The sequence below is a fragment of the Solwaraspora sp. WMMD792 genome (genome assembly GCF_029626105.1).
Taxonomy (GTDB): Bacteria; Actinomycetota; Actinomycetes; order Mycobacteriales; family Micromonosporaceae; genus Micromonospora_E.
This window is the reverse complement of sequence record NZ_JARUBH010000009.1, coordinates 416,904-442,705: the sequence shown is the minus strand read 5'-3', so window position 1 is coordinate 442,705 and position 25,802 is coordinate 416,904. Positions and strand designations below refer to the sequence as shown.

The following is a 25,802-nucleotide window of genomic DNA, read 5'->3' as shown; positions in this document are numbered from 1 at the left end:
CAACTGAGCATTCCAACAAGCAGTTACTATCCGTGCCCAAGAATGTGAGAGATCTTCTATCCGTTCGATAGGATTAGTAGGTAAGCAGACCCCCGGCGCCACCGCCGACAAGCTGGCAATCACATGATCGACAATCCTGACGTCGGGCACACGACAAAGGTGTCTCAATATATGAGACGATCCAGGGCAACTGTCAGTCGGCGCCCCGCTGCTCGATCACGTCCAGCAGCGCCGGGTGCAGCGCCGGATTCCAACCGGCGCCGCCAGCCGCCAGCCGCCAGGTCCGTAGCCACATCTCAATCAGGTAACTCTGGACGATCAGCCGCCGCCGCTCGGCGTCCACACCCAACGCTGGGGCCAGCCGGTGCAGTTGGGCGTCCACAGCAGCCGCCGCGCTCGCCGCCGGAGCCCCGTCGAGCACCAGTTTGCGCTGGAAGGCATCGTGCGCCAGGTCAAAGCCGACCGGTACCTCGGGGCCACTGTGCTCCCAGTCCCAGGCGACCAGCCGGCCGGCGTACCGGCCGAGATTCCACGGCACCCAGTCGCCGTGCCAGTGACCGAACTCGACCCGCACCTGTTCGAACCGCTCGGCCAGCCGTTCCACCGCCGCTGCCAGCCGGCGTCCGGCCAGCGGGTCGGCGGCGCCGGCGGCAGGCCCGCCGGCCGCCGGCGTACCGTCGGGTCGACCGGCCGCCGCCGTACCGTCGGGGTCACTGGCGGCCGCAGCGGCCGTCCGCCGCAGCCGGTCCAGGAATGCCGAGCCGGCCAGCGGCCGCGGCGCGGCCGGCGCACCACCCCGCCGGGCGACCGCCAGCACCGCCGCGACCTGCGGCGGCTCGCCCACCCCGACCCCCCGCACGTCGGCGGGCAGCGGTTCGACGACGGTGACCGCCTGACCGGACCACTCGCCTGCGGCCAGCAACCTCGGCACCACCGGATGGTCGCCCACCCCCGCGACCGGCGCCACCGCCGCCAACGCGGCGGCCTCGGCACGGACCAGTTCCCGGGTGGCGTCGTTCCAACCGATCTTGGCGTAGCCGCGTGGCCGGCCGGCCTCGTCGAACAGCTGCACCGTCGGCTTGTGGTTCGGGTCCGGCGGACGGACCCCGATCGCCGCGTACCAGCGCGCCCCGCCGGAGTGCGCCGCCAGATGGTCGACCAGCGTCAACTGCCCGGCCGGCTCCGGCCCGGCCGACACGGTCAGCACCGCCGGCCGGGTCACCTGCAGCACCCCGGTCCGGGCCGCCAGACCGAGCAACGCCCGGGGCAGCCGCACCCGCAGCGGGCGCAGCGCGTTGTACGCCCAGACCGAGGCGGCGGTCACCCGACGCGGCCCCAACGGCAACAGGAACCGGGCCCGGGCCGGCGACGGCACCACCGCGTACCGGGCCAGCAGCCGGTCGGCTGGATCCAGCGCCGGCTGCGACGCCCCGGCCGGCAGCAGCGTCAGCCGCACCCGTTCGTCCGGGAAGACCGCCCGGGTCACCCAGCCGAGACCGTCGTCGCGGCGACGCGGGTCGGTGCCGGTCATCGCGGCGACCCGGCCCAGTCCAGCCGCAACCCCAGCCGCTGCGCCAGCGCCTCGTTGTGCGGCTGGTAGTAGGCGGTCAGCTCGGCACGCAGCGCGTCGTCCATCGGCGCCGACCGGCGGTCGTTGTACACCTTGAACGTCGGCAGCTCATGCCCGGGCAGGCCGAGGAAATCGAGGGTACGCAGATAGGCCGACCGGGTGTCGCGGTAGAACTCCTCGCTGGTCAGGAAGAGGAACTGGGCGCGGTCGAACCGGTCCAGCCAGGGCTCGAGATGCTCCAGGTAGCGCCCGCGCGCCCGGTAGGTGTACCAGTCGTACGGCTCGGAGAAGTAGTTCGGGTCGGCGATCAGCCGGTCGCGCTCACCGGCGGTCCGCTCCGGCTCGCTCGCCAACGCCTGCGGGAAGTCCAGCGGCTCCTTGCCCTCGGTCCGCCGCTCCTTCCAGTGCGAGTACGCCCGCTCCACCGGATCGCGCAGCAGCACGATCAGCCGTACCTGGGGCAGCAGTTGCTGGACCCGCTCGGCGGCCGTCGGGTGGAACATGTACAGCGGAGCGGCCTCACCGGCACGGACCGGGCCGCCGTACCGGGCGGTCAGCGCGGCGCGCTGACGCTCGGTGGGAAAGTGCGACCGGTACCACGCCTCCCCCCGCGACCAGTGCTCCTCGAAGTAGTGGGTGGCCTTGGTGTTCCAGGCCGGGAAGAGCCGCGGTACCAGCGGATGCTGGATCAGGTAGTTCCACAGCGACGTGGTGCCGCCGCGCTTCGTGCCGATGATCAGGAAGTCCGGCAGCGGGCGACGGTGACTGGTACGTACTCCGTAGTGCACCATCGACTCGCGTACCCGGTCGGTCACCTGGGTCGGTACCGCCTGCTTGATGCGGTCCCTGATGGACGCCATGGCCGTCTCACCCACCTCTCTGTCTGACGCTGCGCCACACCCGGCGCCGCACACCCGGCAGCGCCGACATTACGATCACGACCGCGCCGACCAGAGCCAACGCGGTACCGAGGCCGGCCACGTCCCGGCCGGCCGCAGCGACCGCGACCACGCTGACCGCCCCGACGCCGGCCAACGTCGCCGCCGCCGCCACCGACACCGGGCGGTCCACCAGTGGTTGCCCGACCACCAGCCGGGCGGCGGTCGCCGCGATCAGGTTCTCCAGCACGATCCCGGTGGCCCAGGCCACCGCCATGCCGAGCACCCCGTGCCGGGGCACCAGCCAGAACGCCAACGACACCGTCGCCGTCAGATTCACCAGCGTGGCCACCAGGTGCAGGCCGCTGTGACCACTCATCAGCAACAACGTCTGCACGTTGCCGACCGCGACGTTCACCAGCATCGCGACCGCCAGCACCGTCATCGCCGTGGCGCCGGCGGCGAACTCCGGCCCGAAGATGCTCAGGAAACCCGGCGCGAAGACCGCCAGCAGCAGATAGACCGGCCAGGAGAGCACGATCGCCCAGCTGGTGGTCTGCCGGTGCACCGCCGCCGCCTCGGCCGGCCGGTCCGCGCCGAGCAGCCGGGACAGCTGCGGCGCGACCGCGACCCGCAGCCCCTGCAGGGCGAGCTGCCCGGCCAGGATGTACCGACCGACCGCGCCGAAGATGCCCGCCTCGGCCTGCCCGGCCAGCGCGACAGCCAGCAGCACCCCGATCCACATGCTGCCCGCGTCGATGGCGGCCGAGCCGGCCCTCGGCAGCGCGAACCGCCAGAAGCCACGCCAGTCCGCCGACCCGGCACGCAGTCGGGCGCCGCGCCCCAGACCGAGCGGTCCGGCGACCAGACCGGCGCAGACCAGCAGGGCGGCCAGCGCCGGCACCAGCCAGCCGGCCAACCCGAGCAGCACTGCGCCGCTGGCCAGCGCGGCGAGGCCGACCAGCACCGGCCGGCCGATCGGCAGCAGGAAGAACTGCACCGCCACGTAGCCGCCGATCGGTCGGACTCCGCGTACGGCCGCGAGCATCAGACCGGTGGCGACCAGCACCGGCAACCCGACCGCGCAGAGCTGAACCAGGCGTACGGTCTCCGTGCTCGCCCGGTCGAACAGGCCGTCCGCGAGCTGCGGGGCGACCAGCAGCCCGACGACGGCCACCACGATGGCGAACACCAGCGGCGGCAGCAACGCCACCGGCAGCATCCGGGCGGCGTCCCCGGTGGCGCCGGTACGGCGCCGGGGCAACGCCCAGAGCAGTCCCGTCTCGGCCCCCAGGGTGCAGACCGCAGTGGCCACGGTGAGCAGTCCGACGGCGGCGAAGAACGCGCCCGCGCCGGTTGGCCCGTAGCCGCGGGTGATGACCACCGCCAGGACGAAGCCGAACAGCCCGCTGACCGCCGCGCCGGCCAGTCCGATGGCGCCGCTGCGGGCGCTACGCCGGGTCTCCCGCTGATCGGTGGCGGCGGTCACCGTACGGCCCCGGCCAGAGGCTGCGGGACTGGACGCTGACTGGGCGGGCGGCCCGGACGTTCCCGGTCGACGAGCACCAACGCCACCCCGGCGACGTAGAAGATCGCAGTCAGGTTCTGGTTGACCAGTCCGTAGAAGGGCAGTTGGACCAGGCCGATCAGTGGCACGACGGAGAGCCACTGCGCGGCCGCCGTCCGGGCCGGCCAGCAGCGGAGCCCGACGATCACGAACCAGCCGATGAAGCAGACCAACGCCGGAATACCGTGGCTGAACAGCACCGCCCACAGTTGGCCCTGGGTGCCGATCGGCGCGTCGGCGGTGACCGTGTCGACCTGCACCGGTGCACCGAAACCGAGCAGCGGCGACCGCTGGACCCAGCGCAGCACCTCCAGGTAGAGCGACAGCCGGTCGGTGTTGGTGTCGCTGACACTCACCCGGCGCTCGATCAGTTCGCCGATCGGAATGAACAGGGTGACCAGCCCGCCGACGGCCAGCATCCCGAGCATGGACGCCAACGCCTTGACGTTGCCCCGGGCCGCGGCCCGCAGGCCGAGCACGGCCAGCCCGACGCCGAGGCTGAGGAACATGCCCCGGTTGAGGGTCAGGAACGCCGGCGGCAGCGACAACGGCAGGGCGACCAGCAGGACCGTCCGGGCCGGCCCTCGGGCACCGAGCAGCAGGCAGGCCACCACCGCCGGCAGGGTGATGGCAAACGTGCTGCCGAACGTGTTGGTGTAGGCGAACGGGGCCGCCGGCCGGAAGATCGGATTGGTCGAGCGGGCGCTGTACTCGGTCGCCTGGGCGTGCACCATGTCCCGGATGAACGGGTTGCCGGACAACCCACCCGGTAGCACCAGTTCGAACGGGGTGACCATGCCGAACCGGGGCATCAGCAGGCCGAGCCAGCCGAGCAACACCAGGGCGACGAAGAACGCGCACAGCGGGCCGAGCACCACCGTCAACGCGTCCCGCTCCCGCGCCATCGTGTACACGTAGCAGCAGACGACGATCGCGGTGACGTAGAACAACAACCGGAAGGTGAAGGTGAGCAGCGCGCCGACGTCGGCCAGTTGGGTGGCGCTGACCACCACGAGGGCCAGGAAGGCCAGCCAGAGCCCGGCGCCGGCGGGCAACGGGATCCGTCCCCGGACGAACATGACGATCAGCAGCAGCGCGCCGAACACCGGCCAGCCGAAGTAGAACAGCCCGCTGAGCCACCAGACCGGCACCAGGCCGAACATCAGCCACAGCGGCCAGATCGGCAGCGCCGGGGGGTGCCGGGCCTGGTCAACCACGGCCGCTGCCGGTGAGCACGAAGCCGAGCGGCTCGGCCCCGGCGGCGCGCAACCGGTCGGTCAACCGACGCAGGTCGGCCAGCCGGGTACGGTCCCGCTCGACCACGACGATCGCGGTGCCGGTCCGCGCCTCCCGCACGCCACGCTCGTCCGACTCGGCCGGTGGGGCGTTGAACAGCACGATCCCCCCGTCGCGCGGTGCCTGGGCGTACAGGCCGATCCGGACCATGCCGGCCCCGACGGTAAGCGCGTCCGCCGGCAGCGTACGGACCGGGATGGTGGCCACCACCGGGCCGCCGTCACCGGCCGGGCGATCGCCGGCCGCCGACCGGTCCCCGCCCGACGGCTGGGACTGCCCGGTACCCGGGGTCGGCCGGGGTGACGGGCGCCGGGCGGGACCCGCCGGGGCGTCCGCCGTGTCGGTCACCCGGGGCAGGATCACCGTGCGGTCCTGGTCGACGTTGGGCAGGGAGAAGATCAGGGTGCTCTCCGGGTCGCCGCTGTCGCCGGGACGCTGCTCCGCGCCACCCGACTGGGCCGGTGCCGCAGCATTCGGCTGGGTCGGTGCCGCAGCACCCGACTGGGCCGGTGCCGCGCCACCCGGCTGGGCCGGCACGAACGGCCCGGACGGCACCCGGCGCCGGTCGGCGAGCAGCGCGTCGCGCAGCGCGGTCACCCGGTGACTGTCGTCGCCGATGTAGACGTCCCGCCCGTCGGCGGCGAGTGCGACGGCGAGGCTCGCGGTCATCGGGGTGGTGTCCTCCCGGTTGCGCGACGAGATCACCACCACCGGGGTACGGACCGCCTGGCGGAGCTGTTCGGCGATGGCCATGCCGACGTACCGGACGTCGGCATCGACGGTACGCGCGTCGACCCGCAACCCGCGGCGGCGTACGGTGCCCAGCAGCGGCAGCCCGGCGACCTCGCTGGCCTCCGCCTCGCTGCGGATCCGCCGGTCCACCGACTCCCGCAGGTAGGTCAGCAGCACCCCGAGCACCGCGCCGACCAGCAGACCGGCCACCAGGTACAGGATCCCGGGCGGACCGTCGGTGGACAGCTGCTGCTGGGCACTTTGGGTGATCCAGCCGGGCGTGACGTCGATCGCGGCGATCTCGGTACGGGCCGCGTTGAGCTCGGTCAGCTGGTTGCTCAGCGAGCCGAACTCGGCCAGCGCGGCGTCGGCCGCCGGGGTGCTGTTCGCGTTGGCGACCCGACTCTGCGCCGCGTCCTGCTGCTCGGCGACCTTGACGATGCTCTCGTCGTAGGAGGCCAGCATGTCGGTCCGCTGCCGCTCGTACATCTCCTGGCGGACCTGCAGGTAGGTGGCGGCAGCCAGGTTCACGGTGTCGACGGCGTCGTCGACCGTGCCGGTCGAGTAGGTGAACCGTAGGATCTGGCCGCCGGTGGGGACCTCGATCTCCAGCGCCCGGCGGACCTCCACGACGTCGGAGGACCGGGCCTCGGCGATCCGGGAAAGCACCTCGGTGCTGGCCGCGATGCCACTCTCGACGTTCATGTTGACCGAACGGTCGGCACCGGCCCCGGGATAGGTGAAGGCGTCGGTGACCACCGGCCGGACCGCGACGACCGCGGTGGCCGAGGCGGCGGGTGGGGCCACCACCAGGTAGCCGATCGCCAACAGCAGGCCGGTCGCGGCACCCGCGACGACCGTCATCCACCGCAGACTCGGGATCCGCAGCAGGTCGGTGAGGGTCACGGTCCGGGCTGGCTGGTCACTCATCGAACTTCTTCACAATCTGCTGCGGATTGCCGATCACGACGACCCGGTCAGGTACGTCGACGCGAACCACCGTGCCGGCCCCGACGACGCTGTCGTGGCCGATCCGGACGCCCTTCATCACCAGGACGTGCGCCCCGATCCAGACGTTGTCCCCGACGACGATCGGTGCCCGGGTCGCCGGGCCGGGCGGTGCGTGCCGCAGCTGCGGCGGGAGATTGTGGAAGTCGTTGTCCATCAGTTCACAGTCGGACAGCAGACAGCGGTCGCCGACCTCGACGCTGGTCCAACTGCCGATCCAGGTGGCGTTGAGCAGGCAGTCGGCACCGACGGTGACCTCACCCGTGCCGGCGAAGCGGACCAGCTTGTTGAGCCGGGTCCGGTCGCCGATCGTCACCCGTACCCCTCGGCGCAGCCGGACCCGGCCCCGGATCTCGACGTCCCGGCCGAGCCGCAGCCGGGGATAGCGCAGCTGGTAGTAGGTCCGTTTGACGGCGAACAACACCCGCAGCAACGCGCCGTGCCGACGTGTGCTCGACCCCACCGGTCCGCCTCCCCTGTGCAACGATGCCTCACCATACAAAATGGCCGGTGGGCCGGCAGCCTCGGTGCTGCCGCCGGCCCACCTCCGGTCACCGGGCGGTCTACCGCCAGGTCACTCGGCCGCGAAGAACATCGACCGGTTGGTCCAGTCGAGCGCCGGGTCGGGCTCGGCCAGCACGGTCACCGAGGTGCCGGCCACCGCGACGTCGGCGGTCGGATCGAACGGCACCGCTCGCAGCCGCCCGTCGGACGAGCCGAACACGATGCTGCCGGCCACCCAGGCCATGCCACGGACCGAGCTCCAGGTGACGCCGTCGGTCGGCACGGTGAACTCGGTGGCGCCGAGATAGTTGCCGTCGAGTTCGAAGTACCGGTAGAACAGCTGGTTGTTGCCGCTGCCGGAGCGGGTGTAGTAGAGCCGGCCGTCCAGGTAGAACGCCGCGTTCAGCGACAACGCGTCGAACCAGGAGTTGTAGCCCGAGCTCTCCCACGGCCCGCCGACGCTGCTGCCGTTGAAGATCGAGATGTCCAGCCGGCTGCCGGTCTCGGTGCCGGCGACCGGGCGGGCCCAGAAGATTCGGTCGTGCACCCGCCACACCGCGCCGGCGTCGACCAGGTTGGGCTGGTTGGTGATGGTCGCCGCGCCGAGCGTGGCCCCGTCGAACGGTACCTTGGTCAGGTCGCCGTTGGCCGCCGCCAGGTAGAGGTAGCCGGTGCTGTCGGTCGGTGGGTTACGCGGCACGATGGTCCGCCCGCCCGCGTCGGGGAACATACCCAGCCGGCCGTGGTACTCGTTGCCCATGCCGTCGGAGTTGTGGCCGAAGTAGAGGCCGTCGGAGCCGAACCAGAGCACCGGTACCGCGGAACCCCAGCTGCTGGCACCGGCCGGCAGCGCCGATCCGCCGCTGCGTCGCGGGTTCCAGTTGACCGGCATTCCGGTCGCCACCGTCACCGCACCGATACCGAGTCGGTCGACCGCGCCGTCGCCAGCGTTGTCGCTGCGGTTCGGGTTGTTCAGCCAGCGGAAGTGCCCACCGGTGTAAGCGATGCCGTCGCGGACCACCACCGAGGTGATGGTGTCATTGCCGGTGAAGTTGAGCCAGGTGGCGTTGAGGCCGCTGCCCCGGGTGGCGGTCTCGTAGCGGGCCAGCGCGTCACAGTACGCGGTCGGCCAGCCCGAGCCACCGTTGGTGCCGACGACGAAGTAGCTGCTGTCGTCGCCGAAGCTGATGTCCTGCACGTAGTGGGTGAAGGTCCGCCAGGAGCAGTTCGGCGCGAACCGGTGGTTGCTGTCCCAGTCGACCAGGGTCGGGGTACCGGTCAGGTCGACCATCGCGATCTGCTCCCGGGTCAGGCCGTCGACCTCACGGAAGTTGCCGCCGAAGACCAGCGTGTCGCCGTCGGGCGCGACGTCGAGCGTCCACACGTACGGCGGCACGTCGTGCCGGCCGACCGCGATGTCGACCGCGAAGGTCGGATCGATCGCGCCGGTGTCCACGTCCAGCCGGGCGAGCCCGGCGTGCTGGGTGCCGTTGACCCAGTTGAACGCGCCACCGATGTAGAGCCAGTCGCCGCTGACCTCCATGTCGCGGACCACTCCGCCGTCGGAGCGGCCCTCCCAGGATGACACCGTGGCACCGGTCGCCGGGTCGAGGGCGACCAGATTGCGGCGGGCCTCTCCGTTGACGTTGCGGAAGACCCCGCCGACGATCAGCTCACCGGCCGGAGTGACCTCGAGGGAGTTCACCGCACCGTCCAGGTCGGGCTGGAAGCCGGCGACCAGCGCGCCGGTGGACCGCTGGTAGCCGAACAGGTACGGCCGGGCCTGCCAGGTCGCCGAACTGGTCGGCCGGATCTCGGTGAAGGTGCCACCGACGAAGATCACGCCACCGATCTCGGCGAACGCTCGGGCCTCGCCGTTGCGGGCATGTGGAGTGTGGTCCGCCGGGTTGGTCGAGACCAGAGTGGCCGGAGCCGGGGTGGGGACGACGGCGGCGCCCGCAGCCGTCGCGTCGATGATCAGTGTCAGCACTACAGCGGTCGCGACCAGGGACGATGCCCACACGCGACGGCCGCTGGACAGACGCCAGCCAGGCTGGGATTGGTTCACGCTTCCCTCCAGATGGGAAATTGTCTCAGACAGCGTGCGCCAACCCCAGCCGGGTCAGACATCCACCGATCGGACGGCGGCCGATCGGGTTTCTACCAGTTTTGCGGAACGTCCTACCAGGTCAACTCCGGCCCGGCAACGGCTGCCGGAAGTACGGATCCTTGCCGGCCCTGGTGAATCCGGCCAGCGCCGACGGGTTGTGGTTCATCGTCATGTTGCAGGTGGCCGATGTGCTCGTCGATCCGGCGGAGTTGAAGTAGACCACCGCCTTGATCTTCGGATGCGCCTTGATCGCGGCCGGGAACTGCTCGAACCACCGCTGCTTGGCTGCCGGGTCGTCCGGGTGGAAGTTGCTGCCGAATTCGGCCAGCATCCGGGGTTTACCCACGCCGATGCGGTGCTCGTCCAGCCACCGGTAGAACCCGCCGACCGTGGTGTGTGGGTCCTTCCAGGTCTTGCCACCGTTGCAGGCGTAGAAGTTGTACGGGTCGTAGCCGACCCAGTCCACATAGGCGTCACCCGGGTAGAGACCGGCGTACCGGTCGTAATGGCCCGACCAGCCCATCATCACCCACACCCAGACCGCGTTGTCCGCGCCGGCCTTCGCGAAGCGCTGGTGCACGTGCCGCCAGGCCCGTACGAAGTCGGCATCGCTGCCCTTGGCCGGCTCGTCCTCCGGCTCGTGGTCGAAGCCCATGAACACCGGCACCCCGGTCGCCTTGATCCGGCCGGCCACGTCGTCGATCACCGAGTCATACCGGCCACTGTAGACGTCCCGCCAGCTCAACGTGGTGCCGGAGGAGAAGATCCGGGACTCCCAGGCGAAGAACATCAACCGGCCGCCGCGCATCTGCTCCTGCTCGAACTTGTCAGGGAACGCCCCGTTGCTGCCGGCGTTCGAGAAGTCGTGATAGCGGTGCACGATGTCGAACTTGCGCCCGACCTGCGCCTCCACCTCGGCGACCGCACCACCGTGGTTCCAGCCCTTCGCGGCGCTGGTCGGCGAGTACATCCCCCACCAGGCACCGCAGGCGGGCACCAGCAGGTCCGACACCGAGCCGCAGCCGGCGCCGGGGGCCGGCGGACTTGCCGACGCGCTGGGCGCGACGGTCGGCGAAGCGGACGCCGACGCGGACGCCGACGGGGCCGCGGTGGTCGGCACCGGCGCGCTCGGCGGCGCGGACGGAGTGGGCGCCGCAGCCGGTGGCGGAGTGCTGGGCGCGTCCGCCGCCGGTTCGTAGCTGATCACCAGCCGGGGCCGGATCGACTGGTCGCGGTATTCGACCGACGGCCAGTAGACACGCTGGTTCAGCCCGGTCTGGCGCAGCGCGAACGTGTAGGTGCCGTTGCCGCCGACCTGCGCGGACACGTCCCACTCGTTGTAACCCTTACGGACCGTCGGCAGCGTCGCGAGTGCCCGGTCGACGGTCCGGGCGATCCCGTCCGCCCCGGCCAGCGACGGCCGCGGCTGACGGGCGTCCACTGCGGTCCGGTACGCGGTGACCTGCGCGTCCAGGTCCTGCCAGGAGTACAACTGCAGACGGACCCGCAGGTTGCGGACGGTCTTCGGCAGTTCGTCGACGGTGAACTCGACGATCGCGTCCCGGGCCCCCCGCGGGTTGCGTTCGCAGAGCGCGGGACAGGTGGCCAGGGTGGTCTTCGCCCCGTTGTCACCGTCCTGCGGCACGTCGGTGGCGGTGGTGTCCGCGGTGGCCGAAACGGTGACCTCGTCGTCGGCGAGCAACGGCAGGGCGGTGACCACCATGCCGGCCAGCAGCGCGGCGCTCACGCCGCCGACGATGAGCCGGCGGCGGCCGGACCCGGTACGCGCGATGGCGTCGCTCAATCTGTGTCTACTCAAGAAAACAGCCCCCCTGTGGCATGAGCTTGCCGCGCGAGCCTAACGGGGGTGAGCTCAGATGTACGCCGCGTAACCAGAGATCTAAGCACTAATTAAATTTACCGGCGTCATCCGAGGGTCTTCGCGACGACCTTCGCCATCAACCGGAATGCCTTGCCACGGTGGCTGATCGCGTCCTTCTCAGCCGGGCTGAGCTCGGCGTTGGTCCGGTCCTGGCCGTCACCGAGAAAGATCGGGTCGTAACCGAAGCCACCGTCGCCGCGACCGGCGCGCAACAGCCGGCCGGACTGGCGTCCTTCGACCAGGTGTTCCTTGCCGCCGGGCAGCACCAGGGCCGCAGCGCAGACGAACGACGCTGCCCGGTGTTCGTCCGGCACATCGGCGAGCTGGGCCAGCACCAGCTTCAGGTTGGCGAGGTCGGCACCGTGCCGGCCGGACCACCGGGCACTGAACACTCCGGGCATCCCACCCAGCGCGTCGACGGCCAGCCCGGAGTCGTCGGCGACCGTCGGCAGCCCGGTGTACCGGCAGCCTTCCCTGGCTTTGAGCAGCGCGTTCTCGCCGAAGGTGAGACCGGACTCGGGCACCTCCGGGTAGGGCTCCAGGTCGGCCAGCCCGACCAGTTCGACCCGGTGGGCACCGAGCGAGGTGTCCAGGATCCGCTGCAGCTCGGTCAGCTTCTTGCCGTTGCGGGTGGCGAGCAGCAGCCGGGTACGCCCGGCCGGTGCCGCGCTCACCGGTCCAGCACCTTACGCTGCGCGGCGGTCAGCTCGGCGCAGCCGGCGACCGCCAGGTCGAGCATGGCGTCGAGCTGGTCCCGGCCGAACACCGCCGCCTCGCCGGTGCCCTGCACCTCGACGAAGTCCCCATCGCCGGTGCAGACCACGTTCATGTCCACGTCGGCCGCGACGTCCTCCAGATAACACAGATCCAGCCGCGGTTCGCCGTCGATCACGCCGACGCTGACCGCCGCGATCGAGCGCCGCATCACCCGGTCCGGCTTGCCGCTGAGCGCCTTGCGGTCGGCCAGCCAGCTGACCGCGTCGTTCAACGCGACGTAACCGCCGGTGATCGCGGCGGTCCGGGTGCCGCCGTCGGCCTGCAGCACGTCGCAGTCCAGCACGATCGAGTTCTCCCCGAGCGCCTTCAGGTCGACGGCGGCGCGCAGGCTGCGCCCGATCAGCCGGGAGATCTCGTGGGTCCGGCCGCCCAGCCGGCCCTTGACGCTCTCCCGGTCCGACCGGGTGGTGGTCGCCCGCGGCAGCATGGCGTACTCGGCCGTCACCCAGCCCAGTCCGGACCCTTTCCGCCAGCGGGGCACCCCCTCGGTGACGCTCGCGGTGCAGAGCACCTTGGTCTGCCCGAACTCGACCAGCACCGACCCTTCCGGGTGCATGCTCCAGTTGCGGGTCAGGGTCACCGGTCGTAGCTGAGCGTGGGTGCGTCCGTCGGGTCGTGCCATGCGCAGAGCCTATGTGCCGCGCCGCTGCGGGCCCCGTCCGGGTCACACCGGACCGCCCGGGCCCCGTCGGCACCCTGCGGCGCGAAACCGCCCGGGTCACAGACCGGACCGGTCCGCTCAGGCGGCGACCGGCAGGCGGGCCACGACGCCGGGTACGTCCAGCACGGCACGGTAGTGCTCGATCAGCTCGTCGCCGATCGCCGCCCAGGTGCGGCCGGCGACCGCGGCCCGCGCGGCCCGGCCGTACCGGGCCCGACGGGCCGGGTCGGCGACCAGCCCGGCGACCGCCCCGGCGAGCGCCGTCGGGTCACCGGGTGGCACCAGCAGCCCGGTCACCCCGGGCGTCACCAGGTCCATCGGCCCGCCGGCGGCCGGCGCCACCACCGGTACGCCGCTGGCCTGCGCCTCCTGCACGGTCTGACCGAACGTCTCGTGCGGCCCGGTGTGGGTGAACACGTCGAAGCTGGCGTACAGCCGGGCCAGGTCCCGGCCGTGCCGGGCACCGAGGAAGCGGACCGCCGGCAGGGCGCGTTCCAACTCCTTACGGGCCGGTCCGTCACCCACCACCACGACCCGTACGCCCGGCAGCCGGCTGGTCTCGGCGAGCAGGTCCACCCGCTTCTCGGCGGCGAGCCGGCCGACGTAACCGACCAGCGTCTCACCGCCGGGGGCCAGCTCGCGGCGGGTCCGTTCGCAGCGGTGGGCCGGGGCGAACCGGACCGGGTCGATGCCGCGGCCCCAGATGCGTACCCGGTCGATGCCGTTGGCGGTCAGGTCGGCGGCCGCGGCGGTCGACGGCGCCAGGGTGCGGTCCGCGGCGTTGTGGATCTCGCGCAGCCAGCGCCAGACCGTCGCCACGCTCCACCCGAGGTGGTACGCGCGGGCGTAGGCGGCCACGTCGGTCTGGTAGACCGCCAGGGTGGGTAGCCGCAACCGGCGGGCCACCGTCAGCCCTCGCGCGCCGAGCACGAACGGGCTGGCCAGGTGTACGACGTCCGGGGCGTGGTCGGCCAGCACCTCGGTGAGCCGGCGGCTCGGCAGGCCGAGCCGGAAGCTGCGGTAGAGCGGCACCGGCAGGCTCGGCACCCGGACCACCGGGTACGGGTGGGCGCCGGCCTCCGCCCGCTCGGCGGCGGCCGGTGCCGGCGCCGGTGCGACGACCAACGGCTCGTGCCCGCGGGCGACCAGGTGTTCGGCGACCCGCACCACGGAGTGCGCCACCCCGTTGAGGTCCGGCGGGAAGGACTCGGTGACGATCGCGACGCGCATGGGTGTCACGGTCTCGCCCGTGCGGGTGGCCGAGGCTACGCCGCGTTGACCAGCGGGCGAACTCTGCGGCAAGAGAGCGGTTGGCCGATGTCTGCCGGTCAGACCTCGTAACGGGCGCCGGCCCGGACGATCTCGACCGGCCCGTCGAAGCTCGACGCCGCCGCCTCGAACGTCGACGCCTCGCTGCCCCAGGCGGTGACCAGGTGGGTCAGCAGCAGCCGGCCGACCCCCGCCTTGGTCGCGGCCTCCCCGGCCTCCCGGCCGGTCAGGTGCAGGTCCGGCGGGTTGTCCACCCCGTCGAGGTAGCTCGCCTCGCAGAGGAAGACGTGCGCGTCCTGGGCCAGCCGCAGCAGCGCCTCACAGGGTGCCGTGTCCGACGAGTAGGTCAGCACCCGGTCGCCGTGCTCCACGCGTACCCCGTAGGTCTCCACCGGGTGGTTGACCCGGTCGACGGTGACCTGCAGCGGGCCGATCGGGAAGCTGCCGGGCTGCAGTCCGTAGAAGGTGTAGACGTCGTCGACCGGCTCGCCGCTGATGTTGTACGCGGTGGCGATCCGGTCGGGCGCGCCGGCCGGGGCGTAGACCGGCAGCGGCGGGTACGGGCCGTCCGGGGCGTAGCGCCGCACCACCACGTAGGTGCAGGCGTCGAGCATGTGGTCGCAGTGCAGGTGGGTGAGCAGGATCGCGTCGACCGCGTGCAGGCCGGCGTACCGCTGCAGGGCGGACAGCGAACCTGAGCCGAAGTCGACGAGCAGGCGGAACCCGTCCGCCTCGATCAGGTAGGCCGAACAGGCGGCCTCGGGCCCGGGGAAACTCCCGGCGCAGCCGAGTACGGTCAGACGCATCAACTGTTCCCACGGTCGCGGTGAGACACCGGCGATGCGCCGTTCATGCCATCGAAGATCTCCACCAGCGGCTCTGCCACGCTCGGCAGCCTACGCCGCAGCCAGCGGCGGAATGAAAGATCCGCTGCAACTTGTCGTCAACGTGACACCGAAGCGCGAACAACTGGAGCGACTTCGACAACCCGCCCCAGGATCGCCCATAGCGCAACCAATCATTTGCACCGGAGCAGCAGGCCGCAGACCGCGCCGACCGGTGCGACTCAGGCCCAGAGCTGACCTTCCAGCGCTTCCTCTGCGTCGGACAGCGTGCCGCCGTACGCACCGGTGGAGAGGTACTTCCAGCCGCCGTCGGCGACCAGGAACGCCACGTCGGCGCGGCGGCCGGCCTTGACCGCCTCGTGCGCGACGGCGAGCGCGGCGTGCAGTACGGCGCCGGTCGAGAAGCCGACGAAGAGCCCCTCCACCTCGACCAGCTGCCGGGTCCGCAGCACCGCGTCGCGGGTACCCACCGAGAACCGCCGGGTCAGCACGTTCGCGTCGTACAGCTCCGGCACGTAGCCCTCGTCGATGTTGCGTAACCCGTACACCAGCTCGCCGTAGCGGGGCTCGGCGGCGACCACCTCGATGCCGTCGACCTTCTCCCGCAGGTAGCGCCCGGTACCCATCAGGGTGCCGGTGGTGCCGAGCCCGGCGACGAAGTGGGTGACCGTGGGTAGGTCGCGCAGCAGCTCCGGCCCGGTGGTTTCGTAGTGGGCCTGGGCGTTGCCGCTGTTGCCGTACTGGTAGAGCATCACCCAGTCGGGGTGCTCGGCGGCGATCTGCTTGGCGGTGGCCACCGCCTGGTTGGAGCCGCCGGCGGCCGGCGAGAAGATGATCTCGGCGCCGTACATCCGGAGCAGTTGGACCCGTTCGGCGGAGACGTTCTCCGGCATCACGCAGACCAGCCGGTAGCCGCGCAGCTTCGCCACCATGGCGAGTGAGATGCCGGTGTTGCCGCTGGTGGGTTCGAGGATGGTGTCCCCGGGCCGGAGCCGCCCGGCCTCTTCGGCGGCGCGGACCATGAACATGGCCGCCCGGTCCTTGACACTGCCGGTCGGGTTGCGGTCCTCCAGCTTGGCCCACAGCCGTACCGGTGGTGCCCCGTCGGGCACCACCGGGGAGAGCCGGGGCAGGCCGACCAGCGGGGTGCCGCCACACGCGTCGAGCAGACTGTCGTAGCGCGTCATGGCGGGCCGCTCAGCCGCTGACGGTGCTGGTGGCGGCCGAGGCGACGTCGCCCGCGCCGCCGGCAACCGCGGGCAGGATCGTCACGGTGTCCCCGTCGGCGACCTTGGCCTCGAGCGCGCCGAGGAACCGGACGTCCTCGTCGTTGACGTAAATGTTGACGAACCGGTGCAGGTTGCCCTCGTCGGTGACCAGCCGGCCACGTAGGCCGGAGTGCTTGGCGTCGAGGTCGTCCAACAGGGCGGCGAGGGTGTCCCCGTTGCCTTCGACGACCTTGGCGCCGCCGGTGTAGCTGCGCAGGATGGTGGGGACGCGAACTTCGATAGACATTGACGTGCTCCTATTGCAACGGTAGGTCGGACCAGACTGCGGTGCGGTACGGCGCCAGGGGTCAGCGGCCGGACGAACACTCGTAGTCGACCGTGGTCGGGGTCTGCCCGAACAGGTACGACTGCACCGCGTGCGGGTCGACACCGGCGTCAATGAGATTGACCGGCTCCTCGGTCACCACCTCGTCCACTATGCGGAACGACCGGATCTCGGTGACCTCCGGGTCACGGGTGGAGACCAGCAGGTAGTGGGCCTCGGGCCAGCCGGCGATCGCCGCGTCGGTGCGGGACGGGTACGCCTCGGTCGCGGTGTGCGAGTGGTAGATCACCACCGGCTCCTCGTCCCGGTCGTCCATCTCCCGCCACAGATGCAACTGCTCCATCGAGTCGAACTCGTAGAACGTCATCGAGCGGGCCGCGTTCTGCATCGGGATGTGCCGGGTCGGCGTGTCCGAGCCGGCCGGACCGGCGACGACGCCGCACGCCTCGTCGGGGTGGTCCCGGCGGGCATGGGCGACGATCGCGTCGATGATCGACCGGTCGATGCTCAGCACCACCCCAGCCTACCGCCTTCTCCGCTTCTCCGGCCCGGCCGGCCCGTGGCGGTCGTCACGCTGGCCGCACTCGTCGACACTCGTCGACGCTAGTCGAGCAACGCGCCGAGCAGGGACTCCTGCAGATAGCCCAGATAGGCGTAGACCGACAGCTGGAACAGCCGGCTCGACGACGGATCGTCCCGCTCGGCCGCCGCCAGCTCAGCGCCGAGATCGGTGTCGGCCCGCACCTGCAACCGGACGCCCATCGCCAGCCGGGCGTCGTTGATCGCGCGCAGCCACGCCTCGGCCGCCTCGCCGTCCAGGCGGACCTCCGCGCCCGTGTCGTCGGCGTCGGCCGGCAACGCGGCGAGCACCGCGCCCGCCTGGTCGATCTTTGCCGTCTTGAGGTCGCTCTCGGTGTACCGCCGCAGCTCCGCCGAGCTCGCCGGATCGTCCGGGTAGGTGTCCGGAAACAGCCGGTCGACCACTGGGTCGTCCCGTTCGAACCCGTCGGTGAGTAGGCCCACCACCTCACCGGCGACCTTGCGCAACACCCGTACCTCGTCGGGGGAGAAGACGGCGACGACGCGCCCGTTGCGGCGCCGGAACATGCTCATGCCCGGTCGACCGTCGCCCAGAGCCCGTAGGCGTGCAGCCGGGACGCGTCGAGCTCCATCCGCTCGCGGGCCCCGCTGGACACCACCGCCCGGCCCTTGTTGTGCACGTCGAGCATCAACTCCTCCGCCTTGGCCTGGCTGTACCCGAACAACTTCTGAAAGACCCAGGTCACGTACGTCATCAGGTTGACCGGATCGTCCCAGACGATGGTCACCCACAGGCGTTCGTCACCTGGCATCTCGACCGTGTCCGGCGTCTCGACCGGAGCAACCTGGGGAGCCGCCATTCCCCCATCGTGCCACCGGTGGGGCCGGGGCGGACAACGCCCACCGCGGTCAGCCCGGCGCGTCGCCGCTGTCGATCGCATCAGCCAACAGGTTGGCCAGGCCACGCCGTACCGCGGCGAACCGCAACGCGATCTCCTGGGACAGCGCGATCTCCACCGCCCGCAGCGCCTGCTGGATCCAGGACCGGGCCTGGTCCGGCGCCATCCCGGAAGGTCCACCGCGCGGATGCCAGCAGTCGGCGGCGAGCGCGACGCCGATCGGCGGCACGGTGCACCGGGACCGCTGCACCGGGTACGCGGCGAAGACATCCACCACCACGGTGGACGGCCCGGCGACGGTGGATGGCACCGGCTCGCACCGGCCCGCGGCGGTCGTCAGGAGTCCTTCCGCGACCGCCGTTGGCGGATCCCCGAGCAGCCGGCCGCGGAGCTGCTCGCGCAGCAGCGGTCCGAGCCGCTGTGCCGGGTCGGACCCGAACACCTGCTCGACCACCTCGTCCACCGCGTCGTCCACGCCCACGGCACAGGCCGCGCTGGCGTGCAACGACAGGGTCAGCAGCTCGCGGTCCAGGAAGCCGGGTATCCCGGCCGGTCCACCGCCGAACAACAGCTCGCGGACGGCAGCCAGGTGCAGGTTGGCCAACTCGATCGCCAGGGTGTGCCGCACCCGCTGGCCGATCCGTCGCACCACCCGGTCCAGCCGCTCGGACCAGTCGACTGCCGGCCCGCCGGACGGCAGTGTCAGTGGCTCGTCGAACGCCAGCTGATCGGCCAGACCGGCGCCGGCCCGGTGCAGCGCCTCCCGGGCTGCCCAGTCGGTCACCTCCCGGCGGAGAAACACCGCATCGCCGGTTGCCGCGTCGACCGAATGCCAGGGTGCCTGTTCCAGCTCCGGAACAGCGGCGAGCAGCTCCGCCCGCTGGAACGACTCGCCCGCGCTCTGTACGCCGGCCGCGGTGATAGCGACGAACACCGCGACACCGGCACCCAGCGCCCGGCGTAGCAGTTCGTGTTCGATCTGCCCGGGCGGCGGCCCGGCACCGACCACGAAGACCAGCGCGCCGCCGCGTACCGCCGCGTCGAGCAGCACCGTCGCGCCGGCCGACCGGAGCGTCTCCAGGTCGGGCGAATCGACCAGGCTGAGCCGGCGCAGCGAGGCATCCGGCCGGATCACCTCGACCCGGCGCGGTGGACGGGGCAGGGCCAGGCCGGCACCGGACCGCGCCGACCGCGCTGACCGCGCCGGGACGATCCATGGCTGCGACCAGCCGGGCAGAAATGCCGCGATCCGCTCGACCGTACCGTGCCGGACGACCAGGAAACTCTCGGGCGGACGCAGGTCGGGCAGCGATTCACCGTCGAGAAACGCGGTCAGTACGGCCGAGCGGCTACTGGCGGCGGCTCCGACCACGACGGCCGCGACCGGTTCGTCGGCCGGTGGGGGCGGCGGCACCGGGGCGGCCATCGGCAAATCCACAGCCAGGTCACCCGGGCCGCGCGGCTGCCTGCGCTGCCGGGGAACGCGGGCGGCGGCGCGGGTGGCCGGGCGATTCGACGGTACTGTCACGGACTCCACAAGATGAGCTCCTTCGGGCGTCATCGCCACGAAATACCAGTACACCGACGCTACGTGCACAATCACTTACGCAGCGACGACTATCGCTACTCAACTGATCGAACACTTCATACTCAACTGCGATCCGTGACCGGCCCTTCCCCCTTGGCAACCGTTCTATATGCTCCCCTGCCATGGGCCTGTGGAGCTTCGTGGGACGGTCCGAAGAGCTCGACCGGCTGTTCGCCGCCGCCACCGACGGCGGTCGCGGCCTGATCCTCAGTGGCTCCGCCGGGATCGGCAAGAGCCGGTTGTTACGTGAAGTCGTAGGTAGACTGCCGACCGAGACGTACGCGGTCTGGTTCGCCTCGGGCAGCGTCAGCGCCGCCGGCCTACCGTTCGCTGGCCTCGCCCAGGTGCTCCCGGCGGACCAGCCACCCGGGTTGTCCCCCTCGGCGCTACTGCGGTGGGCCGTCGAGTCGCTGCGACAACGGGCAGCGGGCCGGCCGATCGTGCTCGCCATCGACGACGCGCATCTGCTCGACCCCTCCTCGGCGGCGGTGACGAACCTGATCGCCCGCTCCGGTCAGGCCACTGTGCTGGGTACGCTGCTTCGCGGCGAGCCGGTGCCGCTGCCGATCCGGGCACTGTGGGCCGACGATCTGGTGGTACACGACGAGCTGGCGCCGCTGGACGTCGTCGACAGCACTGGCCTGCTGATGGAACTGCTCGGTGGGCCGCTGGACCCGGCCTCGGCCGAACGGCTGTGGCGGCTGTCCGAGGGAAACCCGCTGCTGCTGCGGGAGCTCGTCATCGCCGCCCAGTCCGGGCAGGAGCTGACCCAGACGTACGGGGTGTGGCGGTGGACCGGCCGGTTGGAGCTGGCACCGAGCCTGACTGACCTGATCGACACCCGGATCGGCCAGCTCAGCCCGCCGGTCCGTGGCGTCGTCGAGCTGGTGGCGTTCGGCCAGCCGATCGGGCTGCGGCTGCTGCTGCGGACCAGCCGGCACGCCGACGTGGAGGCCGCCGAGGAACGCGGACTGATCCGGGTTGACGTCGCCGACCGCCGGCAGGACGTGCACATGGCCCATCCGCTGTACGGCGAGGTGGTACGCCGCCGGTGCCCGGTCACCCGGGCGCAGCGGCTGCAGGCGCAGCTCGCTTCGCTCGTGGACGGAGTAGGGGCGCGCCGCCGGGAGGATCTACTGCGGGTCGCCGTCTGGCGGCTCGAGTCGAACACCGCCGACGACCCGGCGATGCTGCTCAGCGCGGCCGGCCGGGCGTTCGCCGGGTACGACGTCCCACTGGCGGACCGGCTGGCCGCCCGAGCGTTCGACGCCGGCGGCGGGTTCGACGCCGCCGAGCTCTGGGCGACCATCCTGATGTTCCGCGACGAGCCGGAGCGGGCCCTGGCCACCATCGAGGCGGTCCGCGACGAGGTCACCACCGACGAACGACGCAGCCGCTGGTTGATGGTGCTGGGACTGGTTGCCTACTGGGGGCTCGGCAACGAGTCGACGCTAGAGGACCTGGCGGCCGGTGCCCGCGAGCTGACCGACCCGGCCGAGCGGGTCCGGGTCGACTCGTTCGAGGCGATCATGCGGCTGCACCGGCTGGAGTGTGACGCCGCGCTGCGGCTGGCCCGCGCCGTACTCGACCGGCCGGCGGCCAGTCACGCCGCCCACGGGCTGGCCCAGTGCACCATCGCCCACCTGCAGGCCGCACAGGGCGACCTGACCGGCAGCGGCCGGGCCATCGCCCGGGTCGAGGCCGACGCGCCGCACTGGCGTACCGAACTTCCCTACCTGCAGCTGGCGCTGGAACTCGCCCGCGGCACCCGGCTGGTGCTCGCCGGTGACCTGGCCGGGATCGAGGCGATCGTCGCCGAGGAGTTCGCCGACCTGGCCGACGCCGGTGACTTCCGGCTCGGGTCCGGATACCTGTCGGTGATCCGGGCGCAGGCCGCCCGGCTGCGCGGCCGGCTCGACGACGCGCTGCGACACAGCCTGCAGGCGTGCGCCACGCTGGCCACCGGCCGGGTGTACGCCGGGCTGGCCCACGCCGAACGCGCACACGCGGCCGCCCTGCGGGGCGAGGCGGCCCAGGCCGCCGCGGCGATGGCCGACTCGGACCGGGCGCAGACACCCGGAATGGCCATCCTGTACCCGTGGCGGGAACAGGCGCGCTGCTGGGTGACGGTCGCCGAGGGGGACGTCACCGGCGCGGTCGGCATGCTGCGGGAGCTGGCGGCCCGGCTGCGTACCGACGGTTTCGCCGGCCACGAGGTGATGGTGCTGCACGACCTGGTCCGGCTGGACCGGGCCGACCTGGCGGTGGACCGGCTGACCGAGCTCGCCAAGGTGGTCGAAGGCCCACTGCCGCCGCTGGTCCTGCGCCAGGCACAGGGCGCCGCCGACGGACCGTACGGTGCCCTGCTGCGCGCCGCCAGCGGCTTCGCCGGCCTCGGGCTGCACCTGTTCGCCGCCGAGTCCGCCGCGATGGCGGTACGGCGGCAGCGGCTGGCCCGGTCGCCGGTCACCGGGCAGACCAACGTGCTGCTCGGCCGGTCGCTCGGCCAGTGCGTCGACGTGCGTACCCCGGCGTTGCTGGCCGGCCAGCCCAACCTGACCGGCCGGGAGCACCAGGTGGCGAAGCTGGCGGCGGCCGGCGTGGCCAGCCGGGAGATCGCCCAGCGGTTGTTCCTGTCGCCCCGCACCGTGGAGAACCATCTGCAACGGGCGTACGGCAAGCTCGGCGTGACCGGGCGTGCCGAGCTGGCCGAGGCGGTGCGCGCCCTGCCCGACGAGCCGGGGCCACCGGGCCAGGCCGGGCCGCACCGGCCGGGCGGCCGTACAGTAGCCAGGTGACCAGCTCCAGCCCTGCTCTGCTGACCGACCACTACGAGCTGACCATGCTCGCCGCCGCGTTGGCTGACGGCAGCGCGCACCGGCACTGCGTGTTCGAGGTCTTCGCCCGGCGGCTGCCGACCGGCCGCCGGTACGGTGTGGTGGCCGGCACCGGTCGGCTGGTCGACCTGATCCGGGACTTCCGCTTCGACGCGGAGACCGTCCGACACCTGCGGGACCGCGCGGTGGTCGACGCCGGCACCGCACAGTGGCTGACCGACTACCGGTTCACCGGGGACGTCGACGGGTACGCCGAGGGAGAGTTGTTCTTCCCGAACTCGCCGATCCTCACCGTCTCCGGCACGTTCGCCGAGTGCGTCCTGCTGGAGACTCTGGTGCTGTCGGTGCTGAACCACGACTGCGCGATCGCGGCGGCGGCGGCGCGGGCGGTGACCGCCGCCCGCGGCCGGCCGGTGATCGAGATGGGTTCGCGGCGCACCCACGAGGAGGCGGCGGTGGCGGCGGCCCGGGCCGCGTACCTGGCCGGTTTCGCGGCCACGTCCAACCTGGCGGCGGGTGCCCGGTACGGCATCCCGACGGCGGGCACCTCGGCGCACGCGTTCACCCTGCTGCACGACGACGAACGGGCGGCGTTCGCGTCGCAGGTGGCCACGCTCGGGCGGGACACCACGTTGCTGGTCGACACCTACAGCATCAGCCAGGGCATCCGTAACGCGATCGAGGTCGCCGGGCCGGACCTGCGGGCGATCCGGATCGACTCCGGTGACCTGTCGGTCCTGGCGCAACAGTCCCGGGAGCTGCTCGACTCGCTCGGTGCCACCGAGACCAAGATCATCGTTTCCGGTGATCTCGACGAGTACGCGATCGCCTCGCTCGCCGCCGAGCCGGTCGACATGTACGGTGCCGGCACCGCCGTGGTGACCGGGTCCGGCGCGCCGACCGCCCGGCTGGTCTACAAGCTGGTCGAGGTCGACGGCCGGCCGGTGGTCAAGCGCTCCGAGAACAAGGCCACCGTCGGGGGCCGGAAGGTGGCGGTACGCCGGCACAAGCCGACCGGCACCGCCATCGAGGAGATCGTCGTCTCGCAGGGGGTGCCGGACCGGGCCAACGGTGACCGGGTGCTGCAACGGTCCTTTGTCGCCGCTGGCGAGGCGCTGACCCGGCCGACCCTCGACGAGTCCCGCGAGCACCTGCGCCGCTGCCTGATCTCGATACCGTGGGAAGGGCTGAAACTGTCCGCCGGAGATCCGGCCATCCCGGTGACCGTCGTGCCCGCCGACCAGTGACCGCCGGGCCGCGACCGGCGCGACCGGTAGCGGCCGGTAACCGACCGTTCAGAAGTCAGTAGCAGGAGGACGACGAGCATGCACCGGGCACTGATCATCGTTGACGTACAGAACGACTTCTGTGAAGGTGGCTCGCTCGCGGTGGGCGGCGGCACCGACGTGGCGGCGGCGATCTCCCGGACCGTCGCCGAGGCACCGCAGCAGCGGTGGCGGCATGTGGTGGCGACCAAGGACTACCACGTCGACCCCGGCGCGCACTTCGGCGACCCGCCGGACTTCGTCGACACCTGGCCGGCGCACTGCGTGGTGGGCACCGGCGGGGACGAGTTCCATCCCGGGCTGGCCACCGATCGGATCGAGGCAGTCTTCCGTAAGGGCCAGTACGCGGCGGCCTACTCGGGCTTCGAGGGCCACAGCGACGACGGCACCGGCCTGGCCGACTGGCTGCGGGAACGCGGTATCACCGGGGTCGACGTGGTCGGCATCGCCACCGACCACTGCGTACGGGCGACCGCGCTGGACGCCGCCCGGGCCGGCTTCGACACCACCGTGCTGCTCGACCTGACCGCCGGGGTGGCCCGGGACACCACCGAGGTGGCGGTGGACGCGATGCGGGCCGCCGGGGTGACGTTGACCGGTTCCCCGGTGCTGCGTCCGGCCTGACCCGCCGGACAGGCGGCCCGGATATCGGCTGGCCGGTGTCGTACCCGGCGGGCAGGATGCCTGCCGGAGGTAACACCGCCGATGAATCTGACTCCTTACCGGCAGGCGCTCGCGCTGCCCGGGGTGGCCCGGCTGCTCGCCCTGTCGGTGCTGGCCCGGATGCCGAACACCGCCGCCGGTGTGGCGCTGACCCTGTACGTGGTGCTGGGCCTGGGCCGAGGGTACGCCGCCGCCGGTCTGGCCGGTACCGCGTTGACCATCGGGGCCGCGATCGGCGCACCGCTGCTGGGTCGGCTGGTCGACCGACGCGGGTTACGTCCGGCGCTGGCCGTCTCGGTCGCCGCCCAGGGCGTCTTCTGGACCGTGGCGCAGGCGCTGCCGTACCCCGCGTTGCTGGTCGCCGCGGTCGTCGCCGGCCTGCTCAGCCTGCCGGTGTTCTCGGTGATCCGGCAGTCGCTGGCCGCGCTGGTCCCGGCGGAGCAGCGCCGTCCGGCGTACGCCCTGGATTCGATGTCGGTCGAGCTTTCCTTCATGGTCGGACCGGCCCTGGCGGTGCTGCTCGCCACCGCGGTCTCCCCCCGGATCGCGATGGTCGCGGTCGGCGCTGGCCTGGTCGCCGCCGGGCTGGCGCTGTTTGTCGTCGACCCGCCGATCCGGGCCCGGCACGAGGAAGCCGACCGGACTGGCGCTCGGATCGCCCGCCGGGACTGGCTGACCCCGCAGTTACTCGGGGTGCTCGCGGTCGGCACGGCGTCGACGTTGGTGCTCGGCGGCACCGACGTGGCGTTGATCGCCGCCCTGCGGGAGAGCGACCAGTTGGCCTGGACCAGCGTCGTGCTCGTCGGCTGGGGGGCGTACTCCCTGGTCGGCGGGTTCGCCTACGGCGCGACCCGGCATCCGGTGCCGCCGGTCTGGTTGATGGTCGCGCTGGCCGCCGCCACGGTCCCGGTCGGGCTCGGGGCCGGGCACTGGTGGACGCTGGCCCTGGCCCTGGCCCCGGCCGGGCTGCTCTGCGCGCCGACGATCGCCGCCACGTCCGACGCGGTCGCCCGGCTGGCCCCGGCGGCGGTACGCGGCGAGGCGATGGGTCTGCATGGTTCGGCGTTGACCGTGGGCATGGCCGTCGGGGCGCCGCTGACCGGTGCAGTGATCGACGCCAGTACGCCGACGTGGGGGTTCGTGGCGATCGGTGCGGCGGGGCTGCTGCTGGCGCTGCCGATGGTCGCGATGCGGTGGCGCCGCCGGCCGGTGCCGGACCGGGTGCCGGCACCGCGGTGACGGGCTGCCCGAACACCCGACGCGGCCCCGGGCGATGTCGCCCGGGGCCGCGTCGTAGGTCGCTCGTGGGTCAGCGCCGGCCAGTGGTTCAGCGCCG

22 protein-coding genes are annotated in these 25,802 nt (G+C 72.0%); 4 read left to right on the top strand and 18 right to left on the bottom strand.

Annotated features, from left to right (window positions below; genetic code table 11):
- Positions 1 to 193: 193 nt before the first annotated feature.
- The 18 genes from O7629_RS03510 to O7629_RS03425 form a co-directional block, all read right to left on the bottom strand.
- Positions 194 to 1,531 carry a hypothetical protein gene (locus O7629_RS03510; RefSeq protein WP_278167456.1) on the bottom strand — a complete coding sequence of 446 codons (1,338 nt, stop codon included), beginning with the start codon at positions 1,529 to 1,531 and terminating at the stop codon, positions 194 to 196.
- Positions 1,528 to 2,430, bottom strand: coding sequence for a sulfotransferase domain-containing protein (locus tag O7629_RS03505; protein WP_278167455.1), 903 nt, complete (start codon positions 2,428 to 2,430; stop codon positions 1,528 to 1,530). Before O7629_RS03505 ends, O7629_RS03510 begins: the two co-directional genes overlap by 4 nt.
- Positions 2,431 to 2,437: 7 nt before the next feature.
- Entirely contained in the window at positions 2,438 to 3,937 is a 1,500-nt protein-coding gene (locus O7629_RS03500) for a lipopolysaccharide biosynthesis protein (protein WP_278167454.1), read from the bottom strand.
- Positions 3,934 to 5,178: an O-antigen ligase family protein gene (locus O7629_RS03495; RefSeq protein ID WP_278174388.1), complete on the bottom strand. Its 1,245-nt coding sequence runs from the start codon at positions 5,176 to 5,178 to the stop codon at positions 3,934 to 3,936. The genes O7629_RS03500 and O7629_RS03495 overlap by 4 nt, the downstream gene beginning before the upstream one ends.
- Positions 5,179 to 5,224: 46 nt before the next feature.
- Positions 5,225 to 6,973 carry a lipopolysaccharide biosynthesis protein gene (locus O7629_RS03490; protein ID WP_278167453.1) on the bottom strand — a complete coding sequence of 583 codons (1,749 nt, stop codon included), beginning with the start codon at positions 6,971 to 6,973 and terminating at the stop codon, positions 5,225 to 5,227.
- On the bottom strand, positions 6,966 to 7,514 hold the full coding sequence (locus O7629_RS03485) for a DapH/DapD/GlmU-related protein (protein WP_278167452.1): 549 nt from the start codon (positions 7,512 to 7,514) through the stop codon (positions 6,966 to 6,968). The genes O7629_RS03490 and O7629_RS03485 overlap by 8 nt, the downstream gene beginning before the upstream one ends.
- A gap of 111 nt (positions 7,515 to 7,625) precedes the next feature.
- The gene (locus O7629_RS03480) at positions 7,626 to 9,563 is read right to left on the bottom strand and encodes a hypothetical protein (protein ID WP_278174387.1); all 1,938 of its coding nucleotides are present in this window, start codon (positions 9,561 to 9,563) and stop codon (positions 7,626 to 7,628) included.
- A 181-nt stretch (positions 9,564 to 9,744) separates the two neighbouring features.
- A complete protein-coding gene (locus O7629_RS03475) occupies positions 9,745 to 11,469 on the bottom strand; it encodes a glycosyl hydrolase (RefSeq protein WP_278167451.1) in 1,725 nt (574 codons plus the stop codon).
- 122 nt (positions 11,470 to 11,591) lie between these two features.
- Positions 11,592 to 12,221: an RdgB/HAM1 family non-canonical purine NTP pyrophosphatase gene (rdgB, locus tag O7629_RS03470; protein WP_278167450.1), complete on the bottom strand. Its 630-nt coding sequence runs from the start codon at positions 12,219 to 12,221 to the stop codon at positions 11,592 to 11,594.
- Positions 12,218 to 12,946 carry a ribonuclease PH gene (rph, locus tag O7629_RS03465; RefSeq protein ID WP_278167449.1) on the bottom strand — a complete coding sequence of 243 codons (729 nt, stop codon included), beginning with the start codon at positions 12,944 to 12,946 and terminating at the stop codon, positions 12,218 to 12,220. Before rph ends, rdgB begins: the two co-directional genes overlap by 4 nt.
- A gap of 117 nt (positions 12,947 to 13,063) precedes the next feature.
- Positions 13,064 to 14,215: a glycosyltransferase family 1 protein gene (locus O7629_RS03460; RefSeq protein WP_278167448.1), complete on the bottom strand. Its 1,152-nt coding sequence runs from the start codon at positions 14,213 to 14,215 to the stop codon at positions 13,064 to 13,066.
- A 98-nt stretch (positions 14,216 to 14,313) separates the two neighbouring features.
- Positions 14,314 to 15,060: an MBL fold metallo-hydrolase gene (locus tag O7629_RS03455; RefSeq protein WP_278167447.1), complete on the bottom strand. Its 747-nt coding sequence runs from the start codon at positions 15,058 to 15,060 to the stop codon at positions 14,314 to 14,316.
- 260 nt (positions 15,061 to 15,320) lie between these two features.
- Positions 15,321 to 16,286 (bottom strand): pyridoxal-phosphate dependent enzyme, encoded by a 966-nt coding sequence (locus O7629_RS03450; protein ID WP_278167446.1) that lies wholly within the window; start codon positions 16,284 to 16,286, stop codon positions 15,321 to 15,323.
- A gap of 10 nt (positions 16,287 to 16,296) precedes the next feature.
- Positions 16,297 to 16,614: a MoaD/ThiS family protein gene (locus O7629_RS03445; RefSeq protein WP_278167445.1), complete on the bottom strand. Its 318-nt coding sequence runs from the start codon at positions 16,612 to 16,614 to the stop codon at positions 16,297 to 16,299.
- 61 nt (positions 16,615 to 16,675) lie between these two features.
- Positions 16,676 to 17,167, bottom strand: a complete 492-nt coding sequence (locus O7629_RS03440) for a M67 family metallopeptidase (RefSeq protein ID WP_278167444.1) — start codon at positions 17,165 to 17,167, stop codon at positions 16,676 to 16,678.
- 89 nt (positions 17,168 to 17,256) lie between these two features.
- On the bottom strand, positions 17,257 to 17,766 hold the full coding sequence (locus O7629_RS03435; protein ID WP_278167443.1) for a DUF2017 domain-containing protein: 510 nt from the start codon (positions 17,764 to 17,766) through the stop codon (positions 17,257 to 17,259).
- Entirely contained in the window at positions 17,763 to 18,053 is a 291-nt protein-coding gene (gene clpS / locus O7629_RS03430) for an ATP-dependent Clp protease adapter ClpS (protein ID WP_278167442.1), read from the bottom strand. Before clpS ends, O7629_RS03435 begins: the two co-directional genes overlap by 4 nt.
- Positions 18,054 to 18,102: 49 nt before the next feature.
- Positions 18,103 to 19,629 carry a hypothetical protein gene (locus O7629_RS03425; RefSeq protein WP_278167441.1) on the bottom strand — a complete coding sequence of 509 codons (1,527 nt, stop codon included), beginning with the start codon at positions 19,627 to 19,629 and terminating at the stop codon, positions 18,103 to 18,105.
- Between the two features lie 173 nt (positions 19,630 to 19,802).
- Between O7629_RS03425 and O7629_RS03420 the strand changes: the two genes are divergently transcribed.
- From O7629_RS03420 to O7629_RS03405, 4 genes are all read left to right on the top strand, one after another.
- The gene (locus O7629_RS03420; protein ID WP_278167440.1) at positions 19,803 to 22,478 is read left to right on the top strand and encodes a LuxR family transcriptional regulator; all 2,676 of its coding nucleotides are present in this window, start codon (positions 19,803 to 19,805) and stop codon (positions 22,476 to 22,478) included.
- Entirely contained in the window at positions 22,475 to 23,764 is a 1,290-nt protein-coding gene (locus O7629_RS03415) for a nicotinate phosphoribosyltransferase (RefSeq protein WP_278167439.1), read from the top strand. The genes O7629_RS03420 and O7629_RS03415 overlap by 4 nt, the downstream gene beginning before the upstream one ends.
- Positions 23,765 to 23,842: 78 nt before the next feature.
- Positions 23,843 to 24,427, top strand: coding sequence for a nicotinamidase (locus tag O7629_RS03410; RefSeq protein ID WP_278167438.1), 585 nt, complete (start codon positions 23,843 to 23,845; stop codon positions 24,425 to 24,427).
- Between the two features lie 81 nt (positions 24,428 to 24,508).
- Positions 24,509 to 25,705, top strand: coding sequence for an MFS transporter (locus O7629_RS03405; protein ID WP_278167437.1), 1,197 nt, complete (start codon positions 24,509 to 24,511; stop codon positions 25,703 to 25,705).
- Positions 25,706 to 25,802 lie beyond the last annotated feature (97 nt).